The following is a 26,953-nucleotide window of genomic DNA, read 5'->3' on the forward strand; positions in this document are numbered from 1 at the left end:
GTAAACGCTTGCTACGGTACGTCTTGTCGATTATTTAAGCTAGAGCTGTCTTTTTCTCGCGCTTGCGCCTGTTGTCACACAATTCAGTCACTGGAGTTACTGAACATCCAGCTTTTTTTTCTTCGTGATATGAAGCTCGCCCTGCATGACGTGAAGATAGATCGTATAACTTCCTGCTGCTGCAAAAGTATATTCCGCAGCATATTGACCGTTGCCTATGGAAGTGGTCTTCACATATTCAGGCAGCCCTTTATTGTCCGGCTTGCGAATATCGATCTGAATATCCGGTGTTATATCGCTGCTCAGACCTGTCGTCTGCACGATCAATTTCCCCTGCTCATTAGCCTTCATGACGACAGGATCGCTTGCCAGATCCACGGTTACGTCCTTCGGATCGACTTCTCCATCCGTCGCTGCCGTACTGCACCCGACCAATGCCACTACAAGTAATAAAATAACTGCCACCGTTAACCAACGTGTCGATTTCATTGCCATCCGTCCTTCCAACATTTCTGTGCTACAACATTATACCCCTTGATTGGGATAGCTAGTAGGAAAGTAACGGGATCGTCAAATTTGACTTTTCCGTGTCTGGGTACGCGGGGCGCGGCCAAGCGACCGCCAGACTGACTGAGTCGCAAGTCACATTATGCAATAGGATTGTCACATACGACCATTCAGCCCTTGGGGGAGACGCTAAGTGTGGTAATACTACACTTACTGACATCCGAGCGACGTTTTTGCGTGTTTAAGCGAGGCTCTACCACGCTTAAATCAACATTCGGCTCGTTAGCGCACAGTTGGCGAGACAGTAAGTGTGGTAATACTACACTTACTGACATCCGAGCGGCGTTTTTGTGTGGTTAAGTGTGATTCTACCACGCTAAAATCAACATTCGGCTCGTTTACACACAGTTAGCGAGACGATAGGTGTGGTGTTACCACTCCCACTCTTACTGACTTCTGAGCGAAGATTCTACGTGATTAAGTGTGGTTCTTCCACACTTAATCGCACAAGCGGTCGTCTCGCGAGCGCATAAGCCACCAATCGCCAGCCAAATAACAAAACAGTCGAGCAATCATGCTCGACTGTTCGAAACTATCACTCCCGGGCTTCCGGGCTTCCTTATCCTAGCTTCCCAGCTCCACGCAATCGTACACCCAACCTGCGCTCAGCCAAGTGCCGAGGTCGGAGGAGCCGCTGATCGGCGAGATGGTCAGCGTGTTCGTACCGCTCACGAAGTAGGACGCCGGTATACTCCACGAGAACGTCGTATTGTTGCCGCGATACGTCCCGATCGTAAAGCTCCGTGAGTCAGGCTGCGACGAGGCACTTGGATTCGATAGTGTATTGCCATTGATCGTAACGCTTGGCCGTCCGTTGTTATACGCCGCTGTGATACCGATCTTCAGCGTATGCGCAGCTGCTGCCTGCGTCGAGCTTAGCGAGAACGTAACGGTCGTCGGCGTGTTCGCTCCACGGAACTGTATAGCCGGGAACTTGTTCGTTGCACTACCTACAGCGTAGGTGACCGGTCCCCAGCTCGAATTACGGCTATCGGATGGATGGCGAAGTACAATCGTCTGTCCATTTAACAATTCGTTTGGCGTGCCGTCCCAATTGCCGATGCGCCAAATCGTCGACGTGCTGCTTGGATCATTGCTGATCGTGCGCGTGTTGAGCGTCGTTGTGCTGCCTGCGCTGACCGTAACGCTTTCGGAATAAACACCAAGCTCTCCCTTATAGACCGTCATCGTATACGTTCCCGGCTTCATGTTGTACGTCCCTGCCGCTCCCGACGAGGAAGCTGTACTCCAATACTGCGCCGTGCTGTTCGCGAAGCCGATCGTATACGTGTAACTCGAATCCATGCCGGAGAGGCCGTTCAAGACGACAGCACCACGCGAGGATACCCACCCTGTCAGATTGAGACCCGACATCCAGCTGAAATCCGGTACGCTCGGCGTTGAACCCGTCGTGAATACAAGCGCATACGGACCATGCAATCCCATCCGGTATGATTCCGTCTGTTCATGGCCGGAGTTCATGTAGTTGTACACTTCCGTATCTCCGCCCGATTGGAACTGAATGTCGCGGAAGAACGGACCGCCCGAGCTCGACTCGCGATTGCCGTACGCCATGAAGACGCCAACGCCGCTGCCCGTTACGCCTGCGATGCTCAGGTCCTTCGCTTGGCTGTTGCCATAATATTTCGACGCGGTTTGGCCGTTCGAGAAGCCGAACACGTCGGAGCTTTCGATCGCGCCCGTGTTATTGAGCGTTTTGGATGCCGTCGGCACATTCGTCAGTACACTGCTGTTCCCGCGGAAAATATACCTCAGCTCACCTACCGACGGCTCAGCCGTCACATAGGTCGCCATATAAATAATGTTCTCTCCCCCACGCGAAGCGTAATAGTGAGTCAATGTGCTCGTCGCAACTGTGATGTTTACGGTGGAGCCGGAAGGCGACTTGCTCCATGTGACTGTAGCACTACCTAGACCCGAACCAATATGCGATGGCTTCGTGGAGCCGATAAGCTCTGTTCCGTTCAACTTCGCCGAGGTCATGTCACCGTTGCTTTTGTTAATCGTGTACACAAGTCCTGCCCCTGTGTCGACGACAACGGTTGACCCATTATCGGTCACATACACCGTCGCCGCGAACGCGGACGGGCTTGGAACGAAACAGACCAGCGCCGTTACAAGCGATAACATAAGCATAAATAGCCGCTTCCCCGATAACCAACGTTGTTCAAAATAAGTTTGACTGCCAGCAGTCGAATTCATTACGTACACCCTCTTCTCTCATTAGTTTGTAATCGCTTACAAAATCATTCGTACAAGCCCATCATGCTGTAGAGAAACCTTCGCTTGCTCCCTAACCAACACGCAAATCGGCCCATTCTCACCCCCAATCGTTAACATCCATATAATACCATAACAGAAATGTAAAGGTCATTGGACCATTAGGCCCTCTAGCAATACCATGCCGAACAGCCCATATCCACCTATACTAAATCACCTTCAATAAACAAGAAAGCGAAGCCCAATTGGACTTCGCTTTCTTGTCTGAATTAAGGGGTGCTACCAGTTTCAAACAAATTATTTGGTAACCGTAACATAATCGAAATCTGGGATCAGCAATCCTGACGATTCGGACATCTGGGCGTCGTCGTCACCATTGGTTTTAGCATACTTGATCTCAACAACCTGACCCGCCTCGATCGCCTCCATGATATGAGCAGCGTATTCGTCGAGCAGATAGATTGTATAATCGTTTTGTTCTGGTGTACTCCAGTCCGGACGAACAATAAAGCCGCGCAATGCATATTCAACGCCATCTACTCGAACCACAAGACCAGCAGCGGATGACTGGTAGCCTTGCTCGAATCCATCAGCGAATTGGAGTCGCAGCGATCCATCCGCATAACTAGCTGTCGGAATGCCTGGTGCTGCTATTTGTTTGACAACATTCGTGTCAAGGCTATCTGGATACATATCCATTGCCCAGCCCTTAACACCCTGCATATTGATGCTAACGGTCAAGTCACCTGCAGGTATAGGATTAGCAAAGCTCAGGTAGTAATTCATAGAGCTAATCGAATAACCGTAGTTCACATTACTAGGATGATAGTCTTGTCCATTCACGCGAATGGTGTACCGAGAAGGATCCATAAATACGATCGACTCATTATCGTAAGGATTCAGACCTGGCTCGATTTCGATTTGCATCTGTTGACGGTCAGAGCTGATAACAGCAAGTTGAATCAACTCATCGATGCCATTAACTTCACGATTCTGGAAGGCCTCTGCCTTATTGCGTGCATCTGACTCATCTTGAATGGATGTCCCCGTGTAAGCTAACCTCAAGGTAGACAGATCGTCAGATGTAATTCCGCTAACAGTCAGTTTCAAGTATGACCCTACCACACCGTATTGTTGCGCAGAGTTGACGAGATCCACTTTATCGATTTGACCATGCGTGAGCGTAAACTCAGTCGTTGCCGGCACGCTTGAAGAGTCAAGATGCTCACTATAGTAGAGATAAATAGCGTCTAATGCATCATTCATATAAATTTGATACAAGTTAGGCGAGTACGTATCCAGCGCACCTACAACTTCCGAATCAAAAACAATCGACGTTACTTGACTCGATACATAGTCTTGGCTCGCATCTTTGATAACGAACTCAACGCGGGCCGCTGCTTGATAGCTCTCCAGTCGCACATTCGTATTAAATTCCTGAACCGTATTCACTTTCGTGCTATCGACATTGAAATACGGCCACTCATCAACATAAATGATATCATTGCCCGTGCCTGCATGTCCTTCTAGCACAGCCTTCACATCGGATTCCCAATAACCGTTCATCTGATTCACAACCATATACACTTCAGCAGGAGCATTCAGCTTGTACCGAACCCAAACCTCTCCGTCCTTCACATACGCCTGCGGATAGCCTTCTGCAAAATAGGAATCGACATAATTACCCGTGCTTACGTTGTCCGAGCCATCCCGACGAACGATGAGCTCATACGTCTTCGTTGCTGTGATCGCGCCAGTGACGGATACCGTAAGGTGAACGAATTGATCGTTCTGGCTGTCTCTAGTGACAACACCACTGTTCGAAATAGACGTCTCATTATCCGAAGACCAAGTAATGACTGCATCCGGGAACGCCGCCAAAGAAGTCATCAGATTCAGATTCGTAATAATATTGCTAGCATCCGCATTGTCTGCCAGATAGTACGCGTCAATCGCATCGAGAATGTCAGTGAATACTTCTTCGCTGACTGTAATCGTCGTTTGAGCGGACTTCGCGCCGTTTACCGTCACAACTTTTACCGTTGCGGTGCCTGCTTTCTTAGCAGTCACAAGGCCGCTCTGATCAACCGTCACAACGTCAGAATCATCGAGTACCGACCACGTTACATTTTTATTCGTTGCATTGCTTGGCGTAACTGTCGCCGTCAGCTGCTTCGTATCACCAACAGACAGCTGAACATTCTGTTCTGTAATCGAGACGCCTTCTACTGCAACAGAAGTACTGCCCGTACCCCCACTAGAGCCGCCTGTGCTGCCACCCGTGGAGCCACCCGTCGAAGGGGTACCTGTGGATGACGTGCTTCCGCTCGTGTTATTGCCGGTATCCGTCGAATTCGTTACAGGCTGATCGTTGACCGAAGCGTTAAATCCATTCTCGCTCGTCACCTTCTCAACCTTCACATCGCCCTTGATGCTCGTGTTCGCCTCAGCAACCAGCTCTTTGATCGAACCGTTAGCTGTAATTTCCGCAGATGCGGACTGATTGACTACTTTATTAAACGTGCCGTCCAGCACGATCTCTTGTCCTGCAGCCACATCAGCTGGAATTTCAACCGTCTCGAAACCGCCGCCTGTCAGCTCTTTCGTTACGAGCAGGGCACCGCTCTCCAGACGCGTAACCGAAACCGACGTGCTGCCGGTAGCTAGAATACGCACTTTGCCATTGTATTTATTGACGACAAGCGCACCATTCACATCTACACTGTTGAAAATAACGGAGTGCTCGCCGCCGCCTTCTACGAATACGGAGCCTTCAATCTGAACATTGCTCAGCGTCACTTCGCCTTCGCCAACGCCTTCCGTAATGTAAAGATTGCCGGAAATCTTCATATCCTTTAATTCCGCACCAGCGGTATTAACGACAACGTTCCCCTGAACATCGCCAGTGTGCTCACTCGAAGTGTTAACCAGTTCTTGAATGAGATTATTAAAAATCGTAACCGCTTCTGCTCTCGTCAAATGCGCCTGCGGCTTAAAGCTGCCATCCGGCATGCCGTTGATCACTTTCTGACTGGAGAGTGAAGCTACCGCGTCCTTAGCCCAAGCTGCGATAGCACCACTATCCGTGAATGCTGCAGTAGTCGAGCCGGCACTTACATGAAAAGCATTGTACAGCATAACTGCCGCTTCTTGACGCGTAATCTCGTCGTTAGGCAGCGCCTTGCCGCCAACACCGTTCATAACGCCAGCCGTATTCAGCTTGATTAACGCATCCGCGTACCAAGCATCGGACTTCACATCGGAGAAAGGATTATCGCCTTTGTCCGTATACTTCATGATGTTGTTCACCATCGTCGCGAACTCGGCTCTTGTAATCTGATCATTAGGACGGAAACTTCCGTTCGAGCCTTGTACAACCCCATATTCGCTCCACTTATCAATTGCTGCTTGTGCCCAATGACTATTCGAATCTTGGAAAGTCATTGCCGACACAGGCGCAGCGACTGTCATCATCATGACTAGAACTGCTACTAACAGTGAAACGCTTTTTTTCATAGACTTCTTCACAACCCAAACCCCTCTCTACAAAATCATACAAAAATCGGCATAATTTCTCATACCTAAGAAGACAGTATACGCAGGACTAATCTATCGTTTCAATACCTATAATTTCCATTACCATAAATTTTCGTTAAAGTATTTATGATAATATAACTAGAAATAAAGGATAATAGCACTACTTCAGCGATTGCTGTGGTTAATTTCATTGCTAGACTACTATGTAAAAAGAAGCAGCCCGCTCCTTCGCGGCTCTGCTTCTTCTCGTTATCTACCTGCAGCTTCCTTCAATACCGTAAGCGCAGAGGCGGCGCGGGGCCACCCTGCATAGAAGGCTAGATGCGTGATTGCCTCTGTCAGCTCTTCTATGGTTAATCCGTTATCTACGGCTAACCGGAGATGGTAGGGCAGCTGCTCAATCATGCCGCCTGCCATGAGCGCAGCGACCGTAATCAAGCTGCGATCGCGCAGAGACAGCTGTCCTCTCCGCCATACATCGCCGAACAACACGTCTTCTGAATAGCGTACGAATGCGGGAGCAATGTCGCCATAGGATTCTCTTGCGCTCGACTGGATCTCACGATTTGGGGAGGGTTCTCCGATCTGAGACCCTTGTTCTCGCTGTGCCGTTTCAGCCAACTCTGTCACCTGTGCCGTCCGTACCGACGGTGACACTTTCGCCGGCTGAGCGGCCTGCTGGACCGCCGATTCCTGCCCCTCATCAGTGACAGCCCTTGGCAGCATCTGCGCCTCCCCACGGCCGAACGACCAATCCTCGAACTCCGTCTCTACAACTACGACGAACACATCTTCCTCCCGCATTGGCACGGCTGCTGCGAGCTGCCTCGCCAGCATCCCATAGAGCCCCTTCTTCTGCTCGATGGTTCTCCCAGACTTACAGGTGATCTGAATGTAGACGAGCCCATCGCTGCGTTTCACACCCAAGTATTGATTGTCGTAAAAGAACGCTTCGCGCTTGTGCGCATGAAACACTTGAAACAGGTCGTCCGCCGGGACGTTAAAATGTTGAATGAGCGCGCTCATAATCGTATCGCGCATAACGGCCAGCTGCTCGGCCTCATACTGCTGCTCTATATAACTAACTCGAATGAATGGCATCTCGGATCATCCCTTTCCCTGTCTTGAATGATGATGACCCTATTGTACGCTTGCGGTCTTGATTTATATAATAGAATAAAACCAATATCTCAATCGATAATATCGATAAAGGGGCGGCCACCATGGACTTGAAGGAGCTTGTCACTTTCCAAACCATCGTGCAGGAAGGCACGTTCTCGCGTGCCGCAGAGAAGCTGAACTACGCACAATCGACGATTACGAACCAGATTCAGCGGTTGGAGAAGGAGATCGGCATTCAGCTGTTCAATCGCGGCTGGGACGCACAGCTGACAGCAGCCGGTCGGTTATTCGCCGCTGAGGTCGATCGGCTGATCCAGCATTGGAACGAGGTTGCCGGGCTTGCCCGGTCGCTGGAGCAGGAGGAGGTCGGCACGCTTCGCATCGGCACGATTGAGGCCATGATGGAAGGTGCACTGCCAAGCGCCTTGCGGCGATTCAATCAAGTGAAGCCGCGTATAGCGTGGCAGATCACAACGGGTAATACAGACACGCTGGCAGAAGCCATGCTCAACGAAAAGCTCGATTTCGCCATCTGCGGAGAGCCGAGCGAGGCATCGCGGTTTTATTTTGAACCCTTGTATGAAGAGGAGACTGTCCTAATCGCCGATCGCAGCCATCCATTGTGCGCAGGGAGTAAGGTGCCCTTCGAGGCGTTGTTCCACTACCCAATCGTTGCAGGAGGAAGCACCTGCTTGTACGCGCTGCAATTCAACAAGCACCTGGCCCGATACAAGGAGACGCCAACGCTGCTGCATACGGTGAGCCAGATTTCGTCCATCCCGCATTTCGTAAAGGATACGCTAACGGTCGGCGTCGTACTGTCGTCCACACCGCTCATTCCAGAGGTTGCCGCCATCAACGCTGCACTGGAGCTTCCTCCAATCGGAGTCGGCCTGCTGCAAGCCCGCAAACACAGCGATCCTCTCTCTTCATCGCGTCAGCTATTGCTGCAGCTCATTAGAGAAGAGTTAGAAGCAGCACAGTCGCTGAAATCATAAAAAAAACGTCCCGACGGTCCACGAAGTTCTCCCCTCGTTGACCCGTCAGAACGCTGATATGTCTTTCATTATACCTGCTCCACCATCTCATTGACCGACACGATGCTGTGGTTCTTCTTGTTCGGCCGATTCCAATGCTGCTCATTGCCGGGCAGATCATCAAACCATGCCGCATCCGGCGGGCAGTCGAGCATCATGAACTTGCCGTACTGATTATCGCGGGATTGGTGATATTTCAAACACGCTTTGCCTTTGTCGATCGCTAGTATTTCGATTTTGCCCGATGTGTGGCTCATGGAGAGACGAACTCTTTTGCCAAGACCGGACGTTCTCGCCTTCGCCTCCTCGACGATGCGGTACACACGCTCCAGCGGCAGGACGAATTCGCTATTGCCTGCAACGGGACGATTGATGAAGAAATAGTACGGCGTAACGCCCGCCCATGACAGCTTGTCGAGCAGCTCCGCAAGCACGTCAGCGTCATCATTAATGCCGCGCAGCACAGGCGTCTGGTTCACGACAATTGCGCCAGCGTCATGCAGCGCCTTGAATGCCTTCTTCGCCTCCGGCGTAATCTCCCGAGGGTGGTTAATATGCGCCATCACATAAATTCTGCGCTCCTCGTTCGAATACTCCCTGATCAAATCGAGCAGCGCCTGATCCTCATAGATGCGCATCGGATTAAACACGGGGATCTTCGAGCCGAGTCGAATGATCTTCACATGCTCGATCTCCCGCAGCTGTTCAATGATGAGCCGCAGCTTCGCCGTGGCGAGAATCAAGCTGTCCCCGCCCGTCAGCAGCACATTGTTAATGCTCGGCGTCTGCGCAATGTACTGAATACCTGGCGACACGTCGGACATCGCTTCCTTCACATCGTTGCGGAACAGCCGCTTGCGGAAGCAGTAACGACAGTACGAGCCGCACACCTCCGAGACAATCAGCAGCGCGGTCGTTCCATATTTGTGCTGACAGCCCGGCACGACGTAGTTCGTATCCTCATCCGACGCATCCCAGCGCCCATACTCCGCAAGTTCCCCTTCATTCGGTATGACTAGCTTTCGAATCGGATCATGCGGATCATCCCAGTCAATCAAATTCAAGTAATAATCATTCACGCGAAAAACAAACTTGTCTGTAATCGGTTTCAAAACCTGACGCTCGTGCTCCGACAATCCATCGACCTTACTTAGATCCGTGATGTACCTGACTTTCTGCATGTACCTCTCTCCTCCGCCTCAGAATGGGGTTGCAAGGGAGCCGTAATGTCTGGAAAGCTACACAGTTACCGCCAGCAGGGTCTAAAAAAGCACACAAAAAGACCCTTCGCGTACAAAGGGTCTCAGAATGCAAATAGAAAGATAGCGAAGACCCATCTACTGCTGACGAGGTTAGCTGACGGACTCGGATAAGATGGTACCCTACATTCGATAATCGAACGATTCGCCCCAATTGACTTGGTTCCCCCGCTTTTCAACACGAAACCGTTGAAAATTAAGCACAGTTAGATTATATGGATGCTGGGCCTCTTTGTCAATTAATAGGAGGACACATCGAGATTTCCCTAGTGCTTGTACCAAGCGCTTCACGAGAGGAGGTGCTACCTGCATTATGGCTCATCAGAAACGGAACATTTTTCTATGATGGATATGCTACAATGGCGATACGAACGAGCTTACGAGGGAGAGGACAATGAGGATGGCGAAATGGGAAACGATAGCTGGTATTGGCACAACCGAGGCGCATGCACGGTTGATTACGGGGAGCTTCCAGCGGCTGCTCGGGCGAGCGCTGGTCGAGGTCAACGAAGGCGAGTCGGTCCGGGACAAGCTGTATGATGCGCCAATCGTCGTGCTGTCGCACGGCACCGAGGACGACCCTGTGCTGAACTATGGCAATGCAGCTGCGCAGGCGCTATGGGAGCGCGAGTGGGCCGACTTCACATCGATTCCGTCGCGGTTGACGGCCGAGCCGATGGAACGCGCCGAGCGCGATCAGTTCCTGAAGAAGGTCGCCGAGCAGGGCTACGATGACGACTTCAACGGCATTCGCATCTCGTCCAGCGGCCGCCGCATCGCGATCGAGCGCGGCATCGTCTGGAACCTGATCGACGAGCAGGGCGTTTACCGCGGCCAGGCTGCCGCTTTTGCGACGTATGGCTATATCGAATAGATGAACGAAGAAGCTGTCTCCGGTGGACATTGATGATGCCGCTGGAGACAGCTTCTTTTATTAGCGCACTAGAACTGTAATCTATAATAAAGCAAACCATAAACCCCATCTGTTCTTTTACTTTAATTTTCCCCCAAAGACTGGGAAGAAGCTGTGTTCACCATAATTCTGAATGGCCTCAACATTCTTCAAAGTCTCCATATCAGTATCGCTGATAATAAAATCAAGCGACGCATTGATTCTCATGTGATCAGGATTGGCCGTCTTAGGAATGACAACAAGACCAAGTTGAATATCATATCTTAGGCAAAGCTGAGCAACCGACACGCTATACTTATCAGCGATTGCCTTAATTGCTATATGATCGAGAATCGCACCGTGTGCGATTGGCGAATACGCTTCGACCAGAATGCCATTTGTCTGGCAATACTCAATTAATGCCAGTGGCGTATTGCTCACATGTGCCAATATCTGATTGACCATAGGTTTGATCTCGCAGCTCGCAATAATATTGTCCACATCGTCCCGAAGGAAGTTAGACAGACCGATTGCCTTTATGGCGATATCCGATAGATAACGCATTACGCACAGCCTGCTCTGCCTGATCATCGTCAAGTAGCCAGGTGCCAAGACCTAATTTCGGGATGACTACACCATTGGATAATTTGTAAGTTTCGTTGAAGACTTGGTTCATGAGTACGCCTCCTTGTAATGTTTTTGACGAAAGGAAATGACACCTAATGCAACAGCTATCCCAACGGATACCGCCGCGGTCCAGCTGACCGCATGTACGGAGTACCTACTGGCTGCAAGTCCACCTATTCCACCTGCAGCCGCAATGCTTATCTGCAAGATAGATCCGTATAAACTTAGCATCATTCCAGAAGCCTCAGGTGCCAGCGCGACTAAGTTAAACTGAAGCCCTGGTCCTGACGACCAAGCGGATAAGCCCCATAGCATAAGCAACGTAATGGTGACCACAGTGGATTCAGCCATCGTGGAAAGCAGAACAAGTGCAACGACATGAACGGCCATTCCCCCCAATAGGGATCGTGGAATTCCAATCCGATCCGTCAGGAACCCGCCAAACTTCGAGCCAACTAAAGTCGCGATACCGAAGATGAATAGTGCCAAACTAATTTGATGCTTTCCTATCGACGTTACTTCGAGCAGGAAAGGGACAATATATGCATAAAGCACGGCGTATCCCAATTGCCAGAAAAAAGTGATCCCAAAACCAGTCCATATCATCGGATTCTTCACAAGGGCGATCTGCTTGCCAAGCGGTGCAGGCGCTTCACCCTCCGTGGAAGGGATCATTCGATACACTGCTACAATTGCAAACAAGCTTAGGAGGCCGATACCGACGAAAATATATTTCCAATCGAATGAACTCGCAATGACCCGACCAATCGGCACACCAACGATTAATGCAGCGCTGAATCCGATGATTACTGTGCCGATCGCTTCAGCTTGTTTGCCAGGGGACGCGAGTTTCGCAGCTATCGTTTTTGCCACAATCACAAAAACGCCGGCGCCAATGGCCAGAACGATTCGTGATACGATTAGAAAGCCAAAACCCGGCAGTGTGATCGTTAAGACGCTTCCTAGCACGACGATCCAGAGCGACACGATCATAAGCTTTCGACGGTCCATTTTCGCTGTTGCCATTACGAATAGCGGTGACCCGATGGCGTTAGCTACGGCAAATACAGTTATCAATTGTCCAGCCGCTGCAACCGATACATGAGCCCATTGCGCTATGTTGTCCAAAATGCCGGCGATGACATATTCCGAGGTGCTCACAAAAACGACAATGCTGGCGAGTAAAGGGGCCCCTTCCTTTCGTAGTCTATTTCTTAAATTTATTATCGAAGCGTTCAATGACGAGCTGGATCCATCCGAAGAAAGGAATCATGAATTGCTAGAAAGAATTGTGTAGCAGTTTGTTGTCTCTAAACGATTTAAACGATCTTGAAAATGAAGTTGTATCGATTGGCGACGGTACACACGGCTTTCGGGCACCGACCTGCTGTGAGTGAGCAAATGCCATTTCAAGCACGGTTCGCTGTCTTAGTCAACAGATGTAATACAAAAAAGGCCGCATGATGCGGCCTATACGGAGATAAAGCTATTATCATTCGTGGAGTCCTACGCTGCCCTTGCCTACTACACATTCCTAATGCGTACCCGTTAAATCCGCGACCTTCGACTCCACCTGCTGCTTCTCCACCGTCGAACCGTTGATACGCTCCTGCAGCAGTTCGTAGAAATGCTCGTGATTGAACTGGTCCAGATCGGCCCAGCCGTCAATCCAAGACGAATAGTGGATGGCATTGGAAATCAACAAACCGTTGATGCCCTCTTCGCCCGGTGCCAGCAGCGGCGTACCGTTCAACACGGCTTGCGCAAAATTTTTCAAAATCCCATTATGCTGCTCGCCGCCGCTCGACGACACCGGAATGTCGCATTGCCAGCACTCTGGCTTGGCAAAAGGCTGCGTATTCACGCGGTTATGCTCCCGCTCCGAGATCCGATTGCGCAGGAACGTCAGCTTGTTGTGTTCGATCGTCAGCTTGCCCATGTCGCCCGAAATCTCGAGACGGTTCGTTCCCGGCGCTTCGCCAGTCGACGTGATATAGACGCCAGTCGCGCCGTTAGCGTATTCGAGGTAAGCGGTTACGTCATCCTCCACCTCAATGTTGTAATACTTGCCGAAGCTGCAGAACGAACGGATACGCGTCGGCATGCCGAGAATCCACTGCAGCAGATCGAGGTTATGCGGATTCTGGTTAATAAGCGTTCCGCCGCCTTCGCCCTTCCAAGTCGAACGCCATGAACCCGAGTCATGATACGCCTGCGGACGATACCAGTCGGTGACGACCCAGACGACCCGCTTCAAGCTGCCCAATTCCCCGCTCTGAACCAGCTCGCGCACCTTCTGATACACCGGATTCGTGCGCTGGTTGTACATAATGCCGAACACCTTGCCCGATTTCGCCGCCGCCTCGTTCATCTCCAGCACCTGCTTCGTGTAGACGCCAGCTGGCTTCTCGACGAGTACGTGCAGATCATGCGCGAACGCTTCGATCGCCTGTTCGGGGTGGTCATAGTGAAGACCGGCGATAAGCACCGCATCGATCGTTCCGCTCTTGTACATCGCGTCGACGCTATCGAATACCGCGACACCCGGGACTTGTTCACGTGCCCACTCCCGGCGCGCCTCGCTTACGTCGCAGACTGCACCAAGCACCATGCCAGGGATTTTGCCACCATGAATATTCACGGCATGCGAAGAACCCATGTTACCAAGACCGATAACGCCCATTCTCACTTGTTCCATCTCACTATTCCTCCCTTAGATTCGGTTCAAAATGTCCAGCAGCGCACGATGCGCAATGCGGAACGTATGCAAGCCGCCTTGTTCTAACGAGTCGACCCAATCGGTATGCTCCAGTTGAGCGAGACCTTTGAAGCTGCCCAGATGGGGCTCCAGTGACAAGAATCCCGCGTAGCCATCTGCCTTCAGCGTACGAAGCACGTCCTCTACTCGACCGATTCCGTAACCAGCCGGTACGACTTGACCATCTGCCAACGCGTCCTTGATGTGTACGTATTTGATAAAAGGCTTCAACAGGTCGAACGCCTTCGGAAACACTTCTTCCTCGCATTGGATGAAGTTCGCCGGGTCGAATGCGCTCACCCAATGATCCGCCTTCAGCGTCGTCATCAGGTCGAGGCAGCGCTCTGCCGTATCGCCGTAAATATGCTTTTCATTCTCATGGACAAGCGTAATGCCGCTGCCCTTCGCCGTCTCCACGATGGCCCCCATCCGGTCCATGACCTCATCCCGATAGAGGGAAGGATCCTCACCTTCCGGCATATAAAAGCTGAACACTCGGATGTACGGACTGCTGAGCGTATGCGCCGTATCCAGAATCCGTTTGAACATATCGAGATGTGGATTAAAATCGTCCGTGATCTGAATTTTGCCAACGGGTGAACCGATGGAGGAGACCTTCACGTTGTGCGCCTCCAGCTGATGCTTCACCTCAATGATCTGTTCTGCCGAGAGCGTCGAGATGTTGCTGCCGTTCACGCCTCGTACTTCGATGTATCCAATCCCCAGCTCGTTAAGTCCGCTTAGCTGCGTTTTGAAATCTGCATCAATCTCATCTGCGAAGCCTGACAGGATAAATTGGGACAAATCCAACACCGCCTATATTTGATAAGAATCATCCTCAATGTAACATTAATATTGTCCATATTCCTTACCTATTGTGCTTGTTAGTTTGCATATCTTGCTGTATGTTAAGAACGAGGAGTTGATCCGTTTGAGTCTCAGCTATCATGCCAAAGATCAGTCGTTCCGGCTGCACCACTCGAGGGATGAACAGCCGAATCCGCAGCATTTCTTCCTGCATTATGAACAAGGCTTTGAGCTCTATATGTTCATCAGCGGAGCAGGCAGCTTCTCCATCGAGGGCAATCTCTACGAACTGGAGCCCTACTCGATCCTCATGATTAATCCGAATGAGCTGCATGCGCTCAACATCGATTTGAACCTGCCCTACGAGCGCATCGTCCTGTCGTTCAACGAGAGCATCATGCCTCCAGTTATGCTGAGCGGCGTTGACCTGTTCCGTTCGTTTAAATATCGCAAGCTCGGGCAGAACAATCAGATTCCAACCGATCAAGTCCGCAGCAGCGGCCTGCTCGATCTGATGAACAAGCTGATGGAGCTGCTTAGGCAGCCAAGCGCAGAGAATGAATTTGTCGCCAAATGCGTGATGGTCCAAATGCTCCACACGATCAACACCTTAGCCGAGAGCAAAATCGAGCTAACCGATTCATCGACAAAGACGACGAAAATCCACGACATGATCGAATATATTAACGCCAACCTCGATCAACCGCTCGGGCTGGATGAGCTGTCGCACCGCTTCTATGTGACGAAGTACCATCTATGCCGCATTTTCCGAGAGGCGACGGGGTTCTCAATTAACCAATATATTACGTACAAAAGGGTCCATAAAGCAGACGAGCTCATGCGCCAGGGCTGTCCGATGACGAAGGCATGCTTCCTGGCCGGCTTCAACAGCTATTCGAACTTCTACCGCTCGTATCGTAAAATGACGGGCAAGTCTCCGAGGGATGGGAAACAGGGTTGAGTAGATGTTCGTTTGTATGGATAAAAAAAAGCCGACTCCACGTCATGATGCATGACGCTATGTCGGCTCTTCGTGTTCAAAGATTGCAAGCAGGTGAACTGCCACTGGGGATGCCTGTGCCTGTAGAGACTAGGTGCATTTTTGCACCTTCAGGCCGCGAGTCTGGCCAATCGGGACTGCGTAGGTGCATTTTTGCACCTTCAGGCCGCGAGACTGGCCGTTCGGGACTGCGTAGGTGCATTTTTGCACCTTCAGGCCGCGAGACTGGCCGACCGAGTCGGCGTAGGTGCATTTTTGCACCTTCAGGCCGCGAGTCTGGCCGTTCGAGTCTGCGTAGGTGCATTTTTGCACCTTCAGGCCGCGAGTCTGGCCGACCGAGTCTGCGTAGGTGCATTTTTGCACCTTCAGGACCGCGAGACTGGCCGACCGAGGCTGCGTAGGTGCATTTTTGCACCTTCAGGCCGCGAGTCTGGCCGACCGAGGCTGCGTAGGTGCATTTTTGCACCTTCAGGCCGCGAGTCTGGCCGACCGAGGCTGCGTAGGTGCATTTTTGCACCTTCAGGCCGCGAGACTGGCCGACCGAGTCTGCGTAGGTGCATTTTTGCACCTTCAGGCCGCGAGACTGGCCGACCGAGTCTGCGTAGGTGCATTTTTGCACCTACGCCTAGCGACTCCTAAATCAAATACTTCCGTATAAAATACGTCGGGGTGCAGCTCCATGCGTGGCAGTAGCTGTTGATGAGGTTGCTGCCGTATGGCGACAGCTTCTTGTCCTCCGGGTTGTACAGCTCCCAGAACGTATCCGCCCCGTCCTTGATCATCTCGCCCCAGTACGCTTTCATCTGCTCAACAGCCTTCTCCTGCTTACCAACGGAGAACAGCGCTTCGATCAGATGGTGGTACATATAAGGCGTCGTCATGCCGATTGCAGGCGGCGCTTCGAACAAGTGATCCAGCAGTGCACCGCTCTGCTCCGCCGGAAGCACTTCCGCAAGCACCATCCATACTTGCGATGCCCACGAAATCTGCTTGTCCGTCCCACTCACGAAGAACCCTTGCTGATCGTCCCACAGCTGCTCAATTGCTCCGCTTACCGCCCGCTCGATCTGGCCCTCAATATACTTCACCTGATCCGCATCGCCAATCGTTCGTGCCAGCTCCAATCCCTGTCTCAGGCAGTAGATGAGCACACCTTGCGTCGGCGCTTGCTTGTTAAGGTCCGCATGCCAGTCGATGAAGCTCCACCACGTCTCGTCATCGGTCACAATGCCCTGCTCATCGAGTCGTTGCACAGCGATCTCGATCTGCTGCATCGCAATCGGCCACAGCTCCAGCAGCGTGTCACGATCGCGAGAAGCCTCATAGTAATCGTGCAAACATGAGACGAAGAAAAGCGCGTAATCATACAGACGCGTGTCGTCGACATGAGCGTGCGGCTTCTCGAAGACACATGCCCCTACCGCACCGTCCGGTAATCGCATGCCGCCGAATAGGTACAGACAGCGACGCACCAGACCATGATTGTTGAAGGTTAGGTAGTTCGCCTGCGCTTGCAGCCTCAGATCGCCGATCCACAGCCGGCGGTCACGCTTCGGACCATCCTCAAACACCGTCTGCATGCAATCCTGCAGCGTCTTAATCGCGATCCGGTCCATCTCAGCCAACTCCCCAGACACTTCACTCGGCAGCGGCTTCACCTTGCTCACATCACCCGATGTGACCGTCGTACAAATAACCTCATCGAACGATACCTTATATTTCACCGACGTATCCAGCACCTCAACCTTGAGGAAGCGGAACGTGTAGCGCCGAGGAAGCTTGATCTCCGCTGGCAGCACATCAACGAACATTAACTCCTCCTGCAGCCACGAGCTGCTGAGCCATCCCTTATAGCTTTCGAATGATTCGGCGATCTCGCACGGCATCTCGCCGAAGGTCAGCTTCAGCTTCAGCGGGGCATCCGGCGGACTGCCGACCGGCTTAATTTTCAAGCTAAGAAAACCGACCATATGATCCTCGAAGTCAAGCATGAAGCTGTCGCCTTTGCCAAGCACCCGCTCCTTCCAATTTTGATCCTCCGACTGATCTATACGCCAGCCTTGAAACGCCTTGTCGTCTGCTGCTATCTCAATAACCGCCTTCGGCTGCGCGGGTGATGTCATTAATTCAGGGATTAAGCTTTCCGCCTTCTGGACCATCGTTTGATCGATTAACATGTGAAATCCCCTTTCTAATTATGCCTCTATATTGACTGTATGCGTTTTCAACTGCACATACAAGGTCTCGTTTTTTAGGTGCATATCCGCTTTTTTTAGATGGCGATTCGAGGTACGTCAGCAATTTTTGGACTTTACGTACGATTATTTTGGATCGGTCTGCGAAACCCCGCGCCGTTACTGGGGTGTCCAAAAAAATCAGACACAGCCAAAAAAAGCAGCGCTTATCAGCTCGCTATGAAAACCCTTACACTGAGGACCACAGGGCTCCGGACCCCTACTGACAATCGAACGACACGCAGGCTTTGATTACGCTCGAACATCATAAGGAGGGTTATATCAATGGCTCAACAGACAAAGAAAACAAAACGCACGATTCTCGCACTGACCGGTGCATTGCTTGTTACTTCTGCCCTGACGGCATGCGGCAGCAGCAAAGAGGAAGACACGAAGACGACAACTACGACGGAAACGTCGACGACTGCAACGGACGGCACAACTTCAGAACGTTACGCGGAACCCGTTACATTAAAGCTGATGATCGATAACCAAACGTCGACCGAAGGCATCAAAGCGGTTGCGGACGAAATCGAGAAACGCTACAACATTAAGACCGAATTCGATCTGCGTCCAGGCGGCGACGAAGGCGACAACCTCGTGAAGACGAGACTCGCGACAGGCGACATGGATGACCTGAGCTTCTATAACTCCGGCTCGCTGTTCAAGGCGCTCAAGCCCGAGAAGTATTTCCTTGATGTGACGAATGAGCCGTTTATGCAAAATGTAATGGATTCCTTCCTGCCTACGGTCAGCGTAGACGGCAAGGTATACGCTGCACCAAGCGGCGCTTCTCAAGCAGGCGCTTGGCTCTACAACAAGAAGGTGTACGCAGACCTCGGCCTGTCCGTACCGAAAACTTGGGACGAGCTGAAGGCCAACAACGAGAAGATCAAAGCGGCTGGCAAAACAGCTGTCATCGGCTCCTACAAGGACAGCTGGACGTCCCAGCTGATCGTGCTCGCGGACTATGCGAACGTACAGGCGGAAGCGCCGACGTTTGCGGATGATTTTACGAACAATAAAGCGAAATTCGCCGACACGCCGGCAGCGCTCCGCAGCTTCCAGAAGCTTAGCGAGATGCAGCCTTACATGAACAAAGATTACCTCGCAACGACGTACGACCAAGCGTTGAAGATGCTCGTGGATGGCACAGGCGTTCAGTATCCGATGCTGACGTTCGCACTGTCCAACATCTATGCGACATACCCAGACGCGATCGACAATATCGGCGTTTTCGCTCAGCCTGCTGACAGCGCAGACAAGACCGCTCTGACGGTATGGATGCCAGCGGCGATCTCGATCTACAAGGACGGCAAAAACGTAGAAGCAGCGAAAAAATGGCTCAATTTCTTCGCATCTCCTGAAGGCATGGCGATCCAAGCAACGAAGGCGAAACCGGAAGGTCCTTATGTGATCAAAGGTGCACAGCTGCCGGACGATGCATACGCAGGAGTTAAAGAAATGCTGCCTTACTTCGATAACGGCAACAATGCTCCAGCGCTCGAGTTCCTGTCCCCGCTGAAGGGACCAAACCTGCCGCAGTTGACGGTTGAAGTTGGCGCAGGCATGAAATCGGCTGAGGACAACGCGAAGGCTTATGACAAGGACGTCGAGAAACAAGCGAAACAATTAGGCATTGAGGGCTGGTAAGCTCAACTCAGCCGACAGTAACAATTAAGCGAGCCCTGCCCTGCTTCATCCAAGGCGGGACAGGGCCAGCTTGTTAAAGATAGTAGGATGGGAGAGATTCATCATGCAGAAGGCTTCCCTAACAAAGGCTTCCAAACGATTGTATACGTACAAGTTTCTGCTGCCCGCAGGCATCATCTATTTCGTGTTGTTCCTGCTGCCGACCATTATGTCCTTCTTCTTCAGTATGACGAGATGGGATCTGGTGGAATGGGACTTCATCGGCTTCGACAACTATAAGACGTTCTTCTCGGAATCATCGCTCAATATCGGCTTCCGCAATACGCTTATTTACGCTGTAGTAACTTGTGGTCTCAAAGTTATTCTTGGCTTGCTGCTTGGGGTCGCGCTCACGTCCGGCCTCCGAATCAAAGGCTACTTGCGTTCCGTCGTGTTCTTCCCAACTTTGCTATCTACGATTGCGGTTGGTATTGCATTCAGCAGCATGATGCACCCATCGCAAGGCTTAATTAATAAAAGCTTGGCTCTGGCCGGCATTGTCGGCCCTGACTGGCTCGGCGACACGAGCATCGCGCTTCTGTCCGTCGCTTTCGTTGATGTGTGGAAAGGCGTCGGCATGGCTACCGTTATTTTTATCGCGGGCATTATGTCCATTCCCGAAGACTATTACGAAGCGCTTCAGATCGACGGCGGCAACGCATGGGATCGGTTCTGGCATATTACGAATCCGCTCGTAGCGCCTGCTATGAACTCCGTTATTATCTTGTCCTTCATCGGCGGCCTTCGTTCGTTCGACCTCGTATGGGCGATGACCAAGGGCGGACCGGGCTTCAGCACGGACTTGATCGCATCCATCATCTACAAGCAATATCAAGGCGGCTTCTACGGCCTCTCGACGGCGGGCAACGTTATCCTGTTCATCGGCGTATCGCTGCTGGCATTCCCACTGCTTAAGCTTCTATCCAAAAGAGAGGTTGATCTGTAATGAGACTGAAAGGAACCAAACGGATTACCCTCGAGACGATAGCTGTCATCTTATCGATCGTTATATTTTGGGTCCCCTTCTTCTTCGTTATTCTGAACTCGCTGAAGAACAAGACGGATGCAGCCCTGCTGGACCTAAGCTGGCCATCCTCGATTCAGTGGTCGAACTATACGGAAGTTCTTACGGCACAGGATCATATGGTGATCCGGTCGTTCATTAACAGTACGCTCATCACGCTGCTGTCCATCGTCGTGCTCATTATCGTTAGCGCAATGACCGGCTACGTGCTGCAGCGCCGCAATGACCGCTGGTCAGGCATCATTCAGTTTCTCGTCATGGCCGGTCTGATGATTCCGCCTGCCGTCGTGCCTACGATTTGGGTATTGGATTCGATCCATCTGTTCAAAACAATGACCGGCATCGTGCTCGTCGAGGTTGCGCTCGGCATTTCCTTCGCCGTCATGCTGTTCCGCAGCTTCATGGCGACGATTCCAAGAGAGATCGACGAGGCCGCTGTCGTCGACGGCTGTGGCAGCCTGCGGATGTTCTTCCAAATCATCTTCCCGCTGCTCATGCCGGTTACGTCAACCGTTGTTGTCCTGTCGTCCGTCGGCATTTACAACGACTTCGTCAATCCGCTCTACTTCTTCCCAGGCGCGAAGAATGCAACGATTCAGCTTACGCTGTACAACTTCACAAGCATGTACAACACGTCCTGGAACCTGTTGTTCGCTGATATTATTCTGATCTCGATTCCACCGCTTATTCTATTCATCTTCTTCAACAAACGGATCGTGGCTGGCATGACAGCCGGCGCTGTGAAGGGCTAGAAACAACATAAGTACCGAAATACAAAAAAGAGGTCGCCACAGTGGCGACCTCTTCTTGGTTTGAATGGTTGAACTAACGATCTCCGTTAGAGTTGAGTCTCCTGACGGCCCTACCTATCAATTGGAAAATGGTATTCTCGCTGAATATTATGTATAAAATCCACAATCAATTTTACTAGTTTAAGTAATTCCAAACACTCGATGATTTGAATAATCTAATAAGCGTTCCACTAATCGCCAAAAGCGCTAGGCCATTTACTACAAAATCAGGCACATGTTTACCTTGACTCATAAGATAGGCAACAACAACAGAAAATATTATCACCAAAGGTGCGGTAATATATTTACTTAGCGGCCATACTTCCCCTGGATTATTGATTGGTTTTATATAAATTCCTAATGCAGTTAAGATTACACCGATTACTGTCAACCAATTTGCGATAATTAAACCATGCTTATCAAGAAATACCCAATTAAAATCAGAAATGCTTTCGGACAAAATACCATAGACTACTAATATTCCACCTAAAATACCGACTCCAGTTAAAACAATTTCAATAAATTCTCTAATAGCTCTTCTGATGTCTGAATTCAATATATTCGCTCCCCTATGCACTTACCACAAATTCATCTAAACTCTAGTTCCACGTATTTCGAATAATTCCTTTTCTTACTTTTTGCTAGGTAGACGTACTCATAGAAAAACGTTATATTATTTCTTGGTTAACCGCACAAACGTTCGTATTTGAAATGCATGATTGATATTGGGAGGTTGTCTGCATGGACAAGAGAACAAACGTTATAGGCGGTGGCGAGGTTGGCGCCATCACAGTTGACATGGATCAGCATGATATACATAAAACAAACAGCTTATTTTGGGATACAACAGGAAACGATGTGTTAGGAGCTACTTCACTTCCTTTGTATGGAGCATTTGTCTCTGAAGAAAAATGCCAGCTCTTTGGCGATGTCTCAGGGAAAAAGCTGCTGGAGATCGGCTGTGGAAGCGGGCATTCCTTGCAGTATCAAGGGGAGCGCCATGCGGCTGAACTATGGGGTATGGATTTATCCGAGAACCAAATCGAAAAGACAAGGCAGCATTTGACGGCGTGCGGTCTGTCGGCTAATTTGATCTGTTCTCCTATGGAAGATGAATGCGGCATACCGGACAATTATTTCGACTTTGTTTATTCGGTTTATGCCATCGGCTGGACAACCGACCTTGACGGCACTTTCGGCCGGATCGCTTCTTACCTCAAAAAAGACGGCGTATTTATTTTCAGTTGGTCTCACCCGATCCACAAATGCGTTGCTGCAGAAGATAATCGGCTTGTTTTCAAAAAAAATTATTTCGATGAATCGTGGTATTCCGTATCGCTTGGCGAAAGCACACTCGCCTTATCGGATCGCAAACTATCAACCTATGTGAATGCGCTCTACAAAGCGGGATTTGTCATTGAGCAGCTGATCGAGGAATCGGATGATGATATCATGCAATTGAAGGATAGCGACTTTGCCAAGAAAGCAAAGATGCTTCCTGTAACTTTTGTAATCAAAGCAAGGAAATTATAGTTGTGCCCTCTATATAACAACAAAAGGCCGCCACTATGGCGACCTTTTGTTGCTATGGTTAGCTTGAACTAGGGTTCCTCGTTAATTTATTGGCACTAGTCGATTATTTTTTTGTCTAAGTTCTTGGAGTTCTCCAATTATGTAAATCGATATATGTTCTTGTCGCCCTACATTTTACTACTACCCTAACCGATTTATTGATGAAATTGAATATTAATGAATAATCACTTGAACACTTCGATCTTTCCGCGATTATCGAAGTCCTGATCAAGACTAATATAGTCACTATACGTCCAATGACCGTTTGCATACTCCATATAAATAAGGGCTTCGTATACATAATCGCCTTCTGCAATATCCTGTGTCGCATCGCTCCAACTAAGCGTCCCTTGGACGACGGCCTCCTTGTTCCCAAGGAAAATGACTCGTTCATCAGATAACTTGTATTTCTCATCGGTATAGGAAAAACTCTCTTTCAGATGGTCTTCCCATGTTTCTGATCCCAGGACATAATCTTCCCAATATTCTATAAATGAGGGGGCCGTATATTGAAGCAGTCGATCGAGGTCTTCTGCGTTATACGCTGTGTAGTAGGTGCTTAGATTCGACAATACTACTTTCTGCTCGCTAAAATGATCCTTTATAATAACTGCAGCTTTTTGGTCGATGTCCTCCGGAAGTTCCATGTTATTAAATAACCAGCTTTCGTGCGCGATCCTCCATTGTCCTCACTCATAGCGAATGTTATAGGCGTACACATCTTCACGATTCAATTCTTCCGTTTGCTTGGAATAAGTTACTTGAAGCGTCGCTTCATTATTGGAAGTATATTCAATCCGATCGATGGTGACCTTGAAGTCTCGAACTGGGATTTCGCTGACTGTTTGATTCGCTTCGTAGTCGTATTCTAGATTCATATATCTCAATGTCGGATTGTCAGAAGTCAGTAATTTAGGATTAAATGTTTCGTAATACTTCGTAACGAGCTCTTTCACAGCGGCCTCCTGGCCATACCCGTATGGCGTTAAACTCACAGTCAGCTTTGATTGATCAAAATAAACCGAGTACTTCGCAAAGACTCCAAATTGGCGAAGAGGGATATAAACCTGCCCGTTAACGACAGGAATTACATCGTCTAAATAGTAACTAACATCGTTATACTCAATAACATCTTCGCCGGCCCAGAATTTAATGTCAGTGCCGTTGATGACCCCTGAAATTTGTTTGGTATCAGGATCATAGGTCACCTTATAACCCATAGCATCAAAAAACTTGCGATACGGCACGTATATAACACCCGATTGTACGATCGGTTCGATGCCAGCAATCTGTTTATTATTTACTAACAGTTTAATCGGTTTACTAACAGAAGCAGCTCCCGCTACAAGCGGGGTAGTTACGACCAAGCAGAAGACAATCAACATACCAATAAGCTTTCTAACCATCTGACACACCTTCCTCATAGTGAATGATGATAATCTCGCATACCTTGTTTATCGGTTGGAAGGTGTCTAGTAGTTATCACGGTTTTCCATTCATATTCAGGTTATTTGACATGTCGTTAATCAGCCCAATAGCTTAATGACAGAAAGAGCAGCTGCCGCGGTGGCAAACTGCTCCTTAATGGTTCTGAGCTAACGTCCCCCTCGTTAGCTCAACTTAGTCATCGTTATCGTCATCGTCACCTTGATTGTTTTATCCCTGTTGTTTCTTTTTCGCTTTCCATTCTGCTTGGGCTGCTTTCTTATCAACCCTCAGCTTCTGGCGCTCCTCTTTCAATAGTTCCATTTGCTTATTGACCAACTGCTTTCGTGCTTCAGCTAAGCGATGAGCTCTAGAGGTCATTTCATTGAGTGTGCGTTACTCGACCGAGGTAGAAGCCTCCGAGAAACACGGTTGCGATAAGCACGAAGTGCAGCAATAACCAACCAAGCCGTCCGTAATTTAAATGTTCGATGTTGATTGGCTTTCTCTTGGTACCTGGAACGATAAGGCCTCCAATGTATTCGAAAAGGAGCAGGTAAATCCACCACCATGTGTAAGAATCCCACACATCCCAAAATCGGTTGTAACGAATGATGCTGGTGAAATTCAGGGCTAGAACTTCCAGCGTCATGCCTATATGCACAAAAACCCAATAAAAAGGAATTTTCCACTGCCACTTGACGGGGCTGTAACGCACGCCAAGCATTACGTAAAACGGAAATACGGTCAAAATCGCGAAAAACGGCATGGGAGAAAGGTTGGGAAGGAGACGAAGAGGAAACGAATAAAAGCCAAACTTAACAAAAATGTAGCAAATCGTTTCTCCTACAATAGCGCTTATGAGAAACAGGAGTCCGTATCGTCTCCAATCTTTTGCAATAATCCAGATGGTGCCCACGGTTGAAATCGCTATTGCGAAAAGAAGTAATATTTTTTCTATATTCATAGGCAGCTTCCGACCCCATATTTTTCTTTATCCGGGGTTATTATTACCAAACCATATTTGCTCAATACAAATATCCCATTCGTCACTGTAAAATCACGTTATCCGCCCATAGCTAAACAGTCTGCCGTTCGTAACGGCAGACTGTTCACATCGAGCTATCGTCTGAGTTAGCTCAACTTATTCATCGTGATCCTCCTCATGATCATCATCGTCGTCATTGTTACCTTGATTGTTTTGTCCCTGTTGTTTCTTATTCGCTTTCCATTCCGCTTGGGCTGCTTTCTTATCAGCCTTCAGCTGCTGGCGCTCCGCTTTCAAGATTGCTTTTTGCTTCTCGTGCTCCGCTTTCAATCGTTCCATTTGCTTCTTGTGAGCCTCTTGTTTATTATCGTTTTCGTTATCGTTATCGTTATCGTTTTCGTCTGCGTCGTCGTCTTCGTCTTCATCGTCTTTATCATTGTTCGCTTCAAGTTTGGTTTGAGCTGGCTTGGCCTCGGGTTTTACGGTTGCGGTGGACTGAGTCACCGCCACTTGAACTGGAGACTGCTGATCAATTGATGCTTCCAATGCATCAAGCTTCTGAGACAACTCGTCCAATCTATCTACGAGCTTTTGTTCCGTTTCTGCTTTCGCATTGGCATTGTGCACCTTGTTCATCGCTTGCATCAATTTCTCGATGTTATGGCGAATTTGTTTGGCAATGACTTCTTTCTTCTTCGCTTCGTCCTTGTCCACAGAGTCTGCTTTATCAGATTTATCAGCTATGTCTGCTTTATCTGCCTTATCTGCTTCGTCATCCGTTTTAGGGGTGATTAGCGCCGTGAGCAGGATCGCCAGCGATTGGTCCCCGATGGCATTGTTCAGCGTGTTTGCCGCAAGATCGGTTTCGCCTGCTTCCAGCTGGTCGTTCGCTTCCTCAATCTTGTCTTGAGTGAGCGAGTCCAGCAGTTTCGCTCTCTCCGTGCCGTCTACTGTAATGACAATCTTGATTTTCTCCGCCAGTGAAATGAGAGCCTTGATCAGACCCTCGGGCGCATTCGCCGTCCATGTAAGCGTCTGTTCATTGTCCGAAACGGTCTGTACTGCGACGTTATCCGTAGTTGCAGGCGTAGGCGTTATGCCGGAAGCGTCGTTCCCATCTGCGTAAGCCGTCGTTGTTCCAATACCCATCGCGAGCACGCAGGACAGCACGCCGTTCAACATCACCTTGTTCAGCTTTCTAGTCGGTTTCATCTAAGATCTCCTCTGCTTTTATCGTTGCTGTTTGAAAGCACTTACATAATGATTCGAGGAGATTTGTCAGTTTGAGTGGGTAGACAAACGCGAATTGCCGTAACCTTCAATTAGAAAAGCTTAACGAAGCTTTAATGAAACGAGTTTCTATAATCGATTGGCGATTGA

23 protein-coding genes, 1 pseudogene and 1 riboswitch are annotated in these 26,953 nt (G+C 49.8%); of the genes and pseudogenes, 7 read left to right on the forward strand and 17 right to left on the reverse strand.

Annotation, left to right across the window (positions count from 1 at the left end; translation table 11 throughout):
- Window positions 1-96 precede the first annotated feature (96 nt).
- The 5 genes and pseudogenes from DFQ01_RS15540 to DFQ01_RS31135 form a co-directional block, all read right to left on the reverse strand.
- Window positions 97-489, reverse strand: a complete 393-nt coding sequence (locus tag DFQ01_RS15540; protein WP_174812844.1) for a FixH family protein — start codon at window positions 487-489, stop codon at window positions 97-99.
- Window positions 490-1,131: 642 nt separating this feature from the next.
- On the reverse strand, window positions 1,132-2,790 hold the full coding sequence (locus DFQ01_RS15545; RefSeq protein ID WP_219993703.1) for a rhamnogalacturonan lyase B N-terminal domain-containing protein: 1,659 nt from the start codon (window positions 2,788-2,790) through the stop codon (window positions 1,132-1,134).
- A 315-nt stretch (window positions 2,791-3,105) separates the two neighbouring features.
- On the reverse strand, window positions 3,106-6,336 hold the full coding sequence (locus DFQ01_RS15550; RefSeq protein ID WP_110044812.1) for an S-layer homology domain-containing protein: 3,231 nt from the start codon (window positions 6,334-6,336) through the stop codon (window positions 3,106-3,108).
- 258 nt (window positions 6,337-6,594) lie between these two features.
- Complete coding sequence (locus DFQ01_RS15555; protein WP_425452408.1) at window positions 6,595-6,903, reverse strand: carboxymuconolactone decarboxylase family protein; 309 nt, start codon at window positions 6,901-6,903, stop codon at window positions 6,595-6,597.
- Between the two features lie 195 nt (window positions 6,904-7,098).
- Window positions 7,099-7,446, reverse strand: a pseudogene (locus tag DFQ01_RS31135) (tautomerase family protein); the annotation flags it as partial.
- A 122-nt stretch (window positions 7,447-7,568) separates the two neighbouring features.
- On the opposite strand from DFQ01_RS31135, the gene DFQ01_RS15560 reads away from it, so the two are divergent.
- A complete protein-coding gene (locus tag DFQ01_RS15560; protein WP_110044813.1) occupies window positions 7,569-8,465 on the forward strand; it encodes a LysR family transcriptional regulator in 897 nt (298 codons plus the stop codon).
- Between the two features lie 68 nt (window positions 8,466-8,533).
- On the opposite strand, the gene DFQ01_RS15565 is transcribed toward DFQ01_RS15560, so the two are convergent.
- Window positions 8,534-9,685 (reverse strand): KamA family radical SAM protein, encoded by a 1,152-nt coding sequence (locus DFQ01_RS15565; RefSeq protein ID WP_110044814.1) that lies wholly within the window; start codon window positions 9,683-9,685, stop codon window positions 8,534-8,536.
- 147 nt (window positions 9,686-9,832) lie between these two features.
- Window positions 9,833-9,976: riboswitch (cyclic di-AMP (ydaO/yuaA leader) on the reverse strand.
- A 187-nt stretch (window positions 9,977-10,163) separates the two neighbouring features.
- Between DFQ01_RS15565 and DFQ01_RS15570 the strand changes: the two genes are divergently transcribed.
- On the forward strand, window positions 10,164-10,637 hold the full coding sequence (locus DFQ01_RS15570) for an MEKHLA domain-containing protein (protein WP_110044815.1): 474 nt from the start codon (window positions 10,164-10,166) through the stop codon (window positions 10,635-10,637).
- A gap of 117 nt (window positions 10,638-10,754) precedes the next feature.
- Here DFQ01_RS15570 and DFQ01_RS15575 read toward each other — a convergent pair whose 3' ends face one another.
- The 5 genes from DFQ01_RS15575 to DFQ01_RS15590 form a co-directional block, all read right to left on the reverse strand.
- Complete coding sequence (locus DFQ01_RS15575) at window positions 10,755-11,219, reverse strand: aldo/keto reductase (protein WP_245946707.1); 465 nt, start codon at window positions 11,217-11,219, stop codon at window positions 10,755-10,757.
- Window positions 11,173-11,331: a hypothetical protein gene (locus DFQ01_RS31665; protein WP_245946708.1), complete on the reverse strand. Its 159-nt coding sequence runs from the start codon at window positions 11,329-11,331 to the stop codon at window positions 11,173-11,175. The genes DFQ01_RS15575 and DFQ01_RS31665 overlap by 47 nt, the downstream gene beginning before the upstream one ends.
- Complete coding sequence (locus DFQ01_RS15580) at window positions 11,328-12,521, reverse strand: MFS transporter (protein WP_281272012.1); 1,194 nt, start codon at window positions 12,519-12,521, stop codon at window positions 11,328-11,330. Before DFQ01_RS15580 ends, DFQ01_RS31665 begins: the two co-directional genes overlap by 4 nt.
- Window positions 12,522-12,816: 295 nt before the next feature.
- On the reverse strand, window positions 12,817-13,980 hold the full coding sequence (locus DFQ01_RS15585; protein WP_110044816.1) for a Gfo/Idh/MocA family protein: 1,164 nt from the start codon (window positions 13,978-13,980) through the stop codon (window positions 12,817-12,819).
- A gap of 15 nt (window positions 13,981-13,995) precedes the next feature.
- Window positions 13,996-14,844 carry a sugar phosphate isomerase/epimerase family protein gene (locus tag DFQ01_RS15590; RefSeq protein WP_110044817.1) on the reverse strand — a complete coding sequence of 283 codons (849 nt, stop codon included), beginning with the start codon at window positions 14,842-14,844 and terminating at the stop codon, window positions 13,996-13,998.
- Window positions 14,845-14,971: 127 nt separating this feature from the next.
- On the opposite strand from DFQ01_RS15590, the gene DFQ01_RS15595 reads away from it, so the two are divergent.
- Entirely contained in the window at window positions 14,972-15,808 is an 837-nt protein-coding gene (locus DFQ01_RS15595) for an AraC family transcriptional regulator (RefSeq protein WP_245946711.1), read from the forward strand.
- A 674-nt stretch (window positions 15,809-16,482) separates the two neighbouring features.
- Here DFQ01_RS15595 and DFQ01_RS15605 read toward each other — a convergent pair.
- Complete coding sequence (locus DFQ01_RS15605) at window positions 16,483-18,024, reverse strand: alpha-L-rhamnosidase-related protein (protein ID WP_110044819.1); 1,542 nt, start codon at window positions 18,022-18,024, stop codon at window positions 16,483-16,485.
- 342 nt (window positions 18,025-18,366) lie between these two features.
- Here DFQ01_RS15605 and DFQ01_RS15610 point away from each other — a divergent pair, with 342 nt between their 5' ends.
- From DFQ01_RS15610 to DFQ01_RS15620, 3 genes are all read left to right on the forward strand, one after another.
- On the forward strand, window positions 18,367-19,734 hold the full coding sequence (locus DFQ01_RS15610) for an ABC transporter substrate-binding protein (protein WP_110044820.1): 1,368 nt from the start codon (window positions 18,367-18,369) through the stop codon (window positions 19,732-19,734).
- Window positions 19,735-19,837: 103 nt separating this feature from the next.
- Window positions 19,838-20,719, forward strand: a complete 882-nt coding sequence (locus DFQ01_RS15615) for a carbohydrate ABC transporter permease (protein WP_110044821.1) — start codon at window positions 19,838-19,840, stop codon at window positions 20,717-20,719.
- Window positions 20,719-21,549 carry a carbohydrate ABC transporter permease gene (locus tag DFQ01_RS15620; RefSeq protein ID WP_110044822.1) on the forward strand — a complete coding sequence of 277 codons (831 nt, stop codon included), beginning with the start codon at window positions 20,719-20,721 and terminating at the stop codon, window positions 21,547-21,549. Before DFQ01_RS15615 ends, DFQ01_RS15620 begins: the two co-directional genes overlap by 1 nt.
- Before the next feature lie 175 nt (window positions 21,550-21,724).
- Here DFQ01_RS15620 and DFQ01_RS15625 read toward each other — a convergent pair whose 3' ends face one another.
- Window positions 21,725-22,144, reverse strand: coding sequence for a hypothetical protein (locus DFQ01_RS15625; protein ID WP_110044823.1), 420 nt, complete (start codon window positions 22,142-22,144; stop codon window positions 21,725-21,727).
- 185 nt (window positions 22,145-22,329) lie between these two features.
- Here DFQ01_RS15625 and DFQ01_RS15630 point away from each other — a divergent pair, with 185 nt between their 5' ends.
- Window positions 22,330-23,121 carry a class I SAM-dependent methyltransferase gene (locus DFQ01_RS15630; protein WP_110044824.1) on the forward strand — a complete coding sequence of 264 codons (792 nt, stop codon included), beginning with the start codon at window positions 22,330-22,332 and terminating at the stop codon, window positions 23,119-23,121.
- Window positions 23,122-23,345: 224 nt separating this feature from the next.
- Here DFQ01_RS15630 and DFQ01_RS15635 read toward each other — a convergent pair whose 3' ends face one another.
- The 4 genes from DFQ01_RS15635 to DFQ01_RS15650 form a co-directional block, all read right to left on the reverse strand.
- On the reverse strand, window positions 23,346-23,807 hold the full coding sequence (locus DFQ01_RS15635; RefSeq protein ID WP_110044825.1) for a DUF4440 domain-containing protein: 462 nt from the start codon (window positions 23,805-23,807) through the stop codon (window positions 23,346-23,348).
- A gap of 42 nt (window positions 23,808-23,849) precedes the next feature.
- Window positions 23,850-24,566, reverse strand: coding sequence for a copper amine oxidase N-terminal domain-containing protein (locus DFQ01_RS15640; protein WP_174812845.1), 717 nt, complete (start codon window positions 24,564-24,566; stop codon window positions 23,850-23,852).
- 401 nt (window positions 24,567-24,967) lie between these two features.
- Window positions 24,968-25,552, reverse strand: coding sequence for a CBO0543 family protein (locus DFQ01_RS15645; protein WP_110044827.1), 585 nt, complete (start codon window positions 25,550-25,552; stop codon window positions 24,968-24,970).
- Between the two features lie 177 nt (window positions 25,553-25,729).
- Window positions 25,730-26,785 (reverse strand): hypothetical protein, encoded by a 1,056-nt coding sequence (locus DFQ01_RS15650; protein ID WP_110044828.1) that lies wholly within the window; start codon window positions 26,783-26,785, stop codon window positions 25,730-25,732.
- Between the last annotated feature and the right edge of the window lie 168 nt (window positions 26,786-26,953).

Origin of the sequence: Paenibacillus cellulosilyticus (genome assembly GCF_003182255.1) — a bacterium.
Lineage (GTDB): Bacteria > Bacillota > Bacilli > Paenibacillales > Paenibacillaceae > Paenibacillus_T > Paenibacillus_T cellulosilyticus.

Bases quoted from the DNA above. Each gene is read 5' to 3' on its own strand.
- DFQ01_RS15640 (WP_174812845.1), bottom strand. From the start codon at position 24,566: ATGGTTAGAAAGCTTATTGGTATGTTGATTGTCTTCTGCTTGGTCGTA.
- DFQ01_RS15560 (WP_110044813.1), top strand. From the start codon at position 7,569: ATGGACTTGAAGGAGCTTGTCACTTTCCAAACCATCGTGCAGGAAGGC.
- DFQ01_RS15585 (WP_110044816.1), bottom strand. From the start codon at position 13,980: ATGGAACAAGTGAGAATGGGCGTTATCGGTCTTGGTAACATGGGTTCT.
- DFQ01_RS15540 (WP_174812844.1), bottom strand. From the start codon at position 489: ATGAAATCGACACGTTGGTTAACGGTGGCAGTTATTTTATTACTTGTA.
- DFQ01_RS15635 (WP_110044825.1), bottom strand. From the start codon at position 23,807: ATGGAACTTCCGGAGGACATCGACCAAAAAGCTGCAGTTATTATAAAG.
- DFQ01_RS31665 (WP_245946708.1), bottom strand. From the start codon at position 11,331: ATGAACCAAGTCTTCAACGAAACTTACAAATTATCCAATGGTGTAGTC.
- DFQ01_RS15645 (WP_110044827.1), bottom strand. From the start codon at position 25,552: ATGAATATAGAAAAAATATTACTTCTTTTCGCAATAGCGATTTCAACC.
- DFQ01_RS15615 (WP_110044821.1), top strand. From the start codon at position 19,838: ATGCAGAAGGCTTCCCTAACAAAGGCTTCCAAACGATTGTATACGTAC.
- DFQ01_RS15610 (WP_110044820.1), top strand. From the start codon at position 18,367: ATGGCTCAACAGACAAAGAAAACAAAACGCACGATTCTCGCACTGACC.
- DFQ01_RS15545 (WP_219993703.1), bottom strand. From the start codon at position 2,790: ATGAATTCGACTGCTGGCAGTCAAACTTATTTTGAACAACGTTGGTTA.
- DFQ01_RS15565 (WP_110044814.1), bottom strand. From the start codon at position 9,685: ATGCAGAAAGTCAGGTACATCACGGATCTAAGTAAGGTCGATGGATTG.
- DFQ01_RS15570 (WP_110044815.1), top strand. From the start codon at position 10,164: ATGGCGAAATGGGAAACGATAGCTGGTATTGGCACAACCGAGGCGCAT.
- DFQ01_RS15575 (WP_245946707.1), bottom strand. From the start codon at position 11,219: ATGCGTTATCTATCGGATATCGCCATAAAGGCAATCGGTCTGTCTAAC.
- DFQ01_RS15630 (WP_110044824.1), top strand. From the start codon at position 22,330: ATGGACAAGAGAACAAACGTTATAGGCGGTGGCGAGGTTGGCGCCATC.
- DFQ01_RS15605 (WP_110044819.1), bottom strand. From the start codon at position 18,024: ATGTTAATCGATCAAACGATGGTCCAGAAGGCGGAAAGCTTAATCCCT.
- DFQ01_RS15650 (WP_110044828.1), bottom strand. From the start codon at position 26,785: ATGAAACCGACTAGAAAGCTGAACAAGGTGATGTTGAACGGCGTGCTG.
- DFQ01_RS15620 (WP_110044822.1), top strand. From the start codon at position 20,719: ATGAGACTGAAAGGAACCAAACGGATTACCCTCGAGACGATAGCTGTC.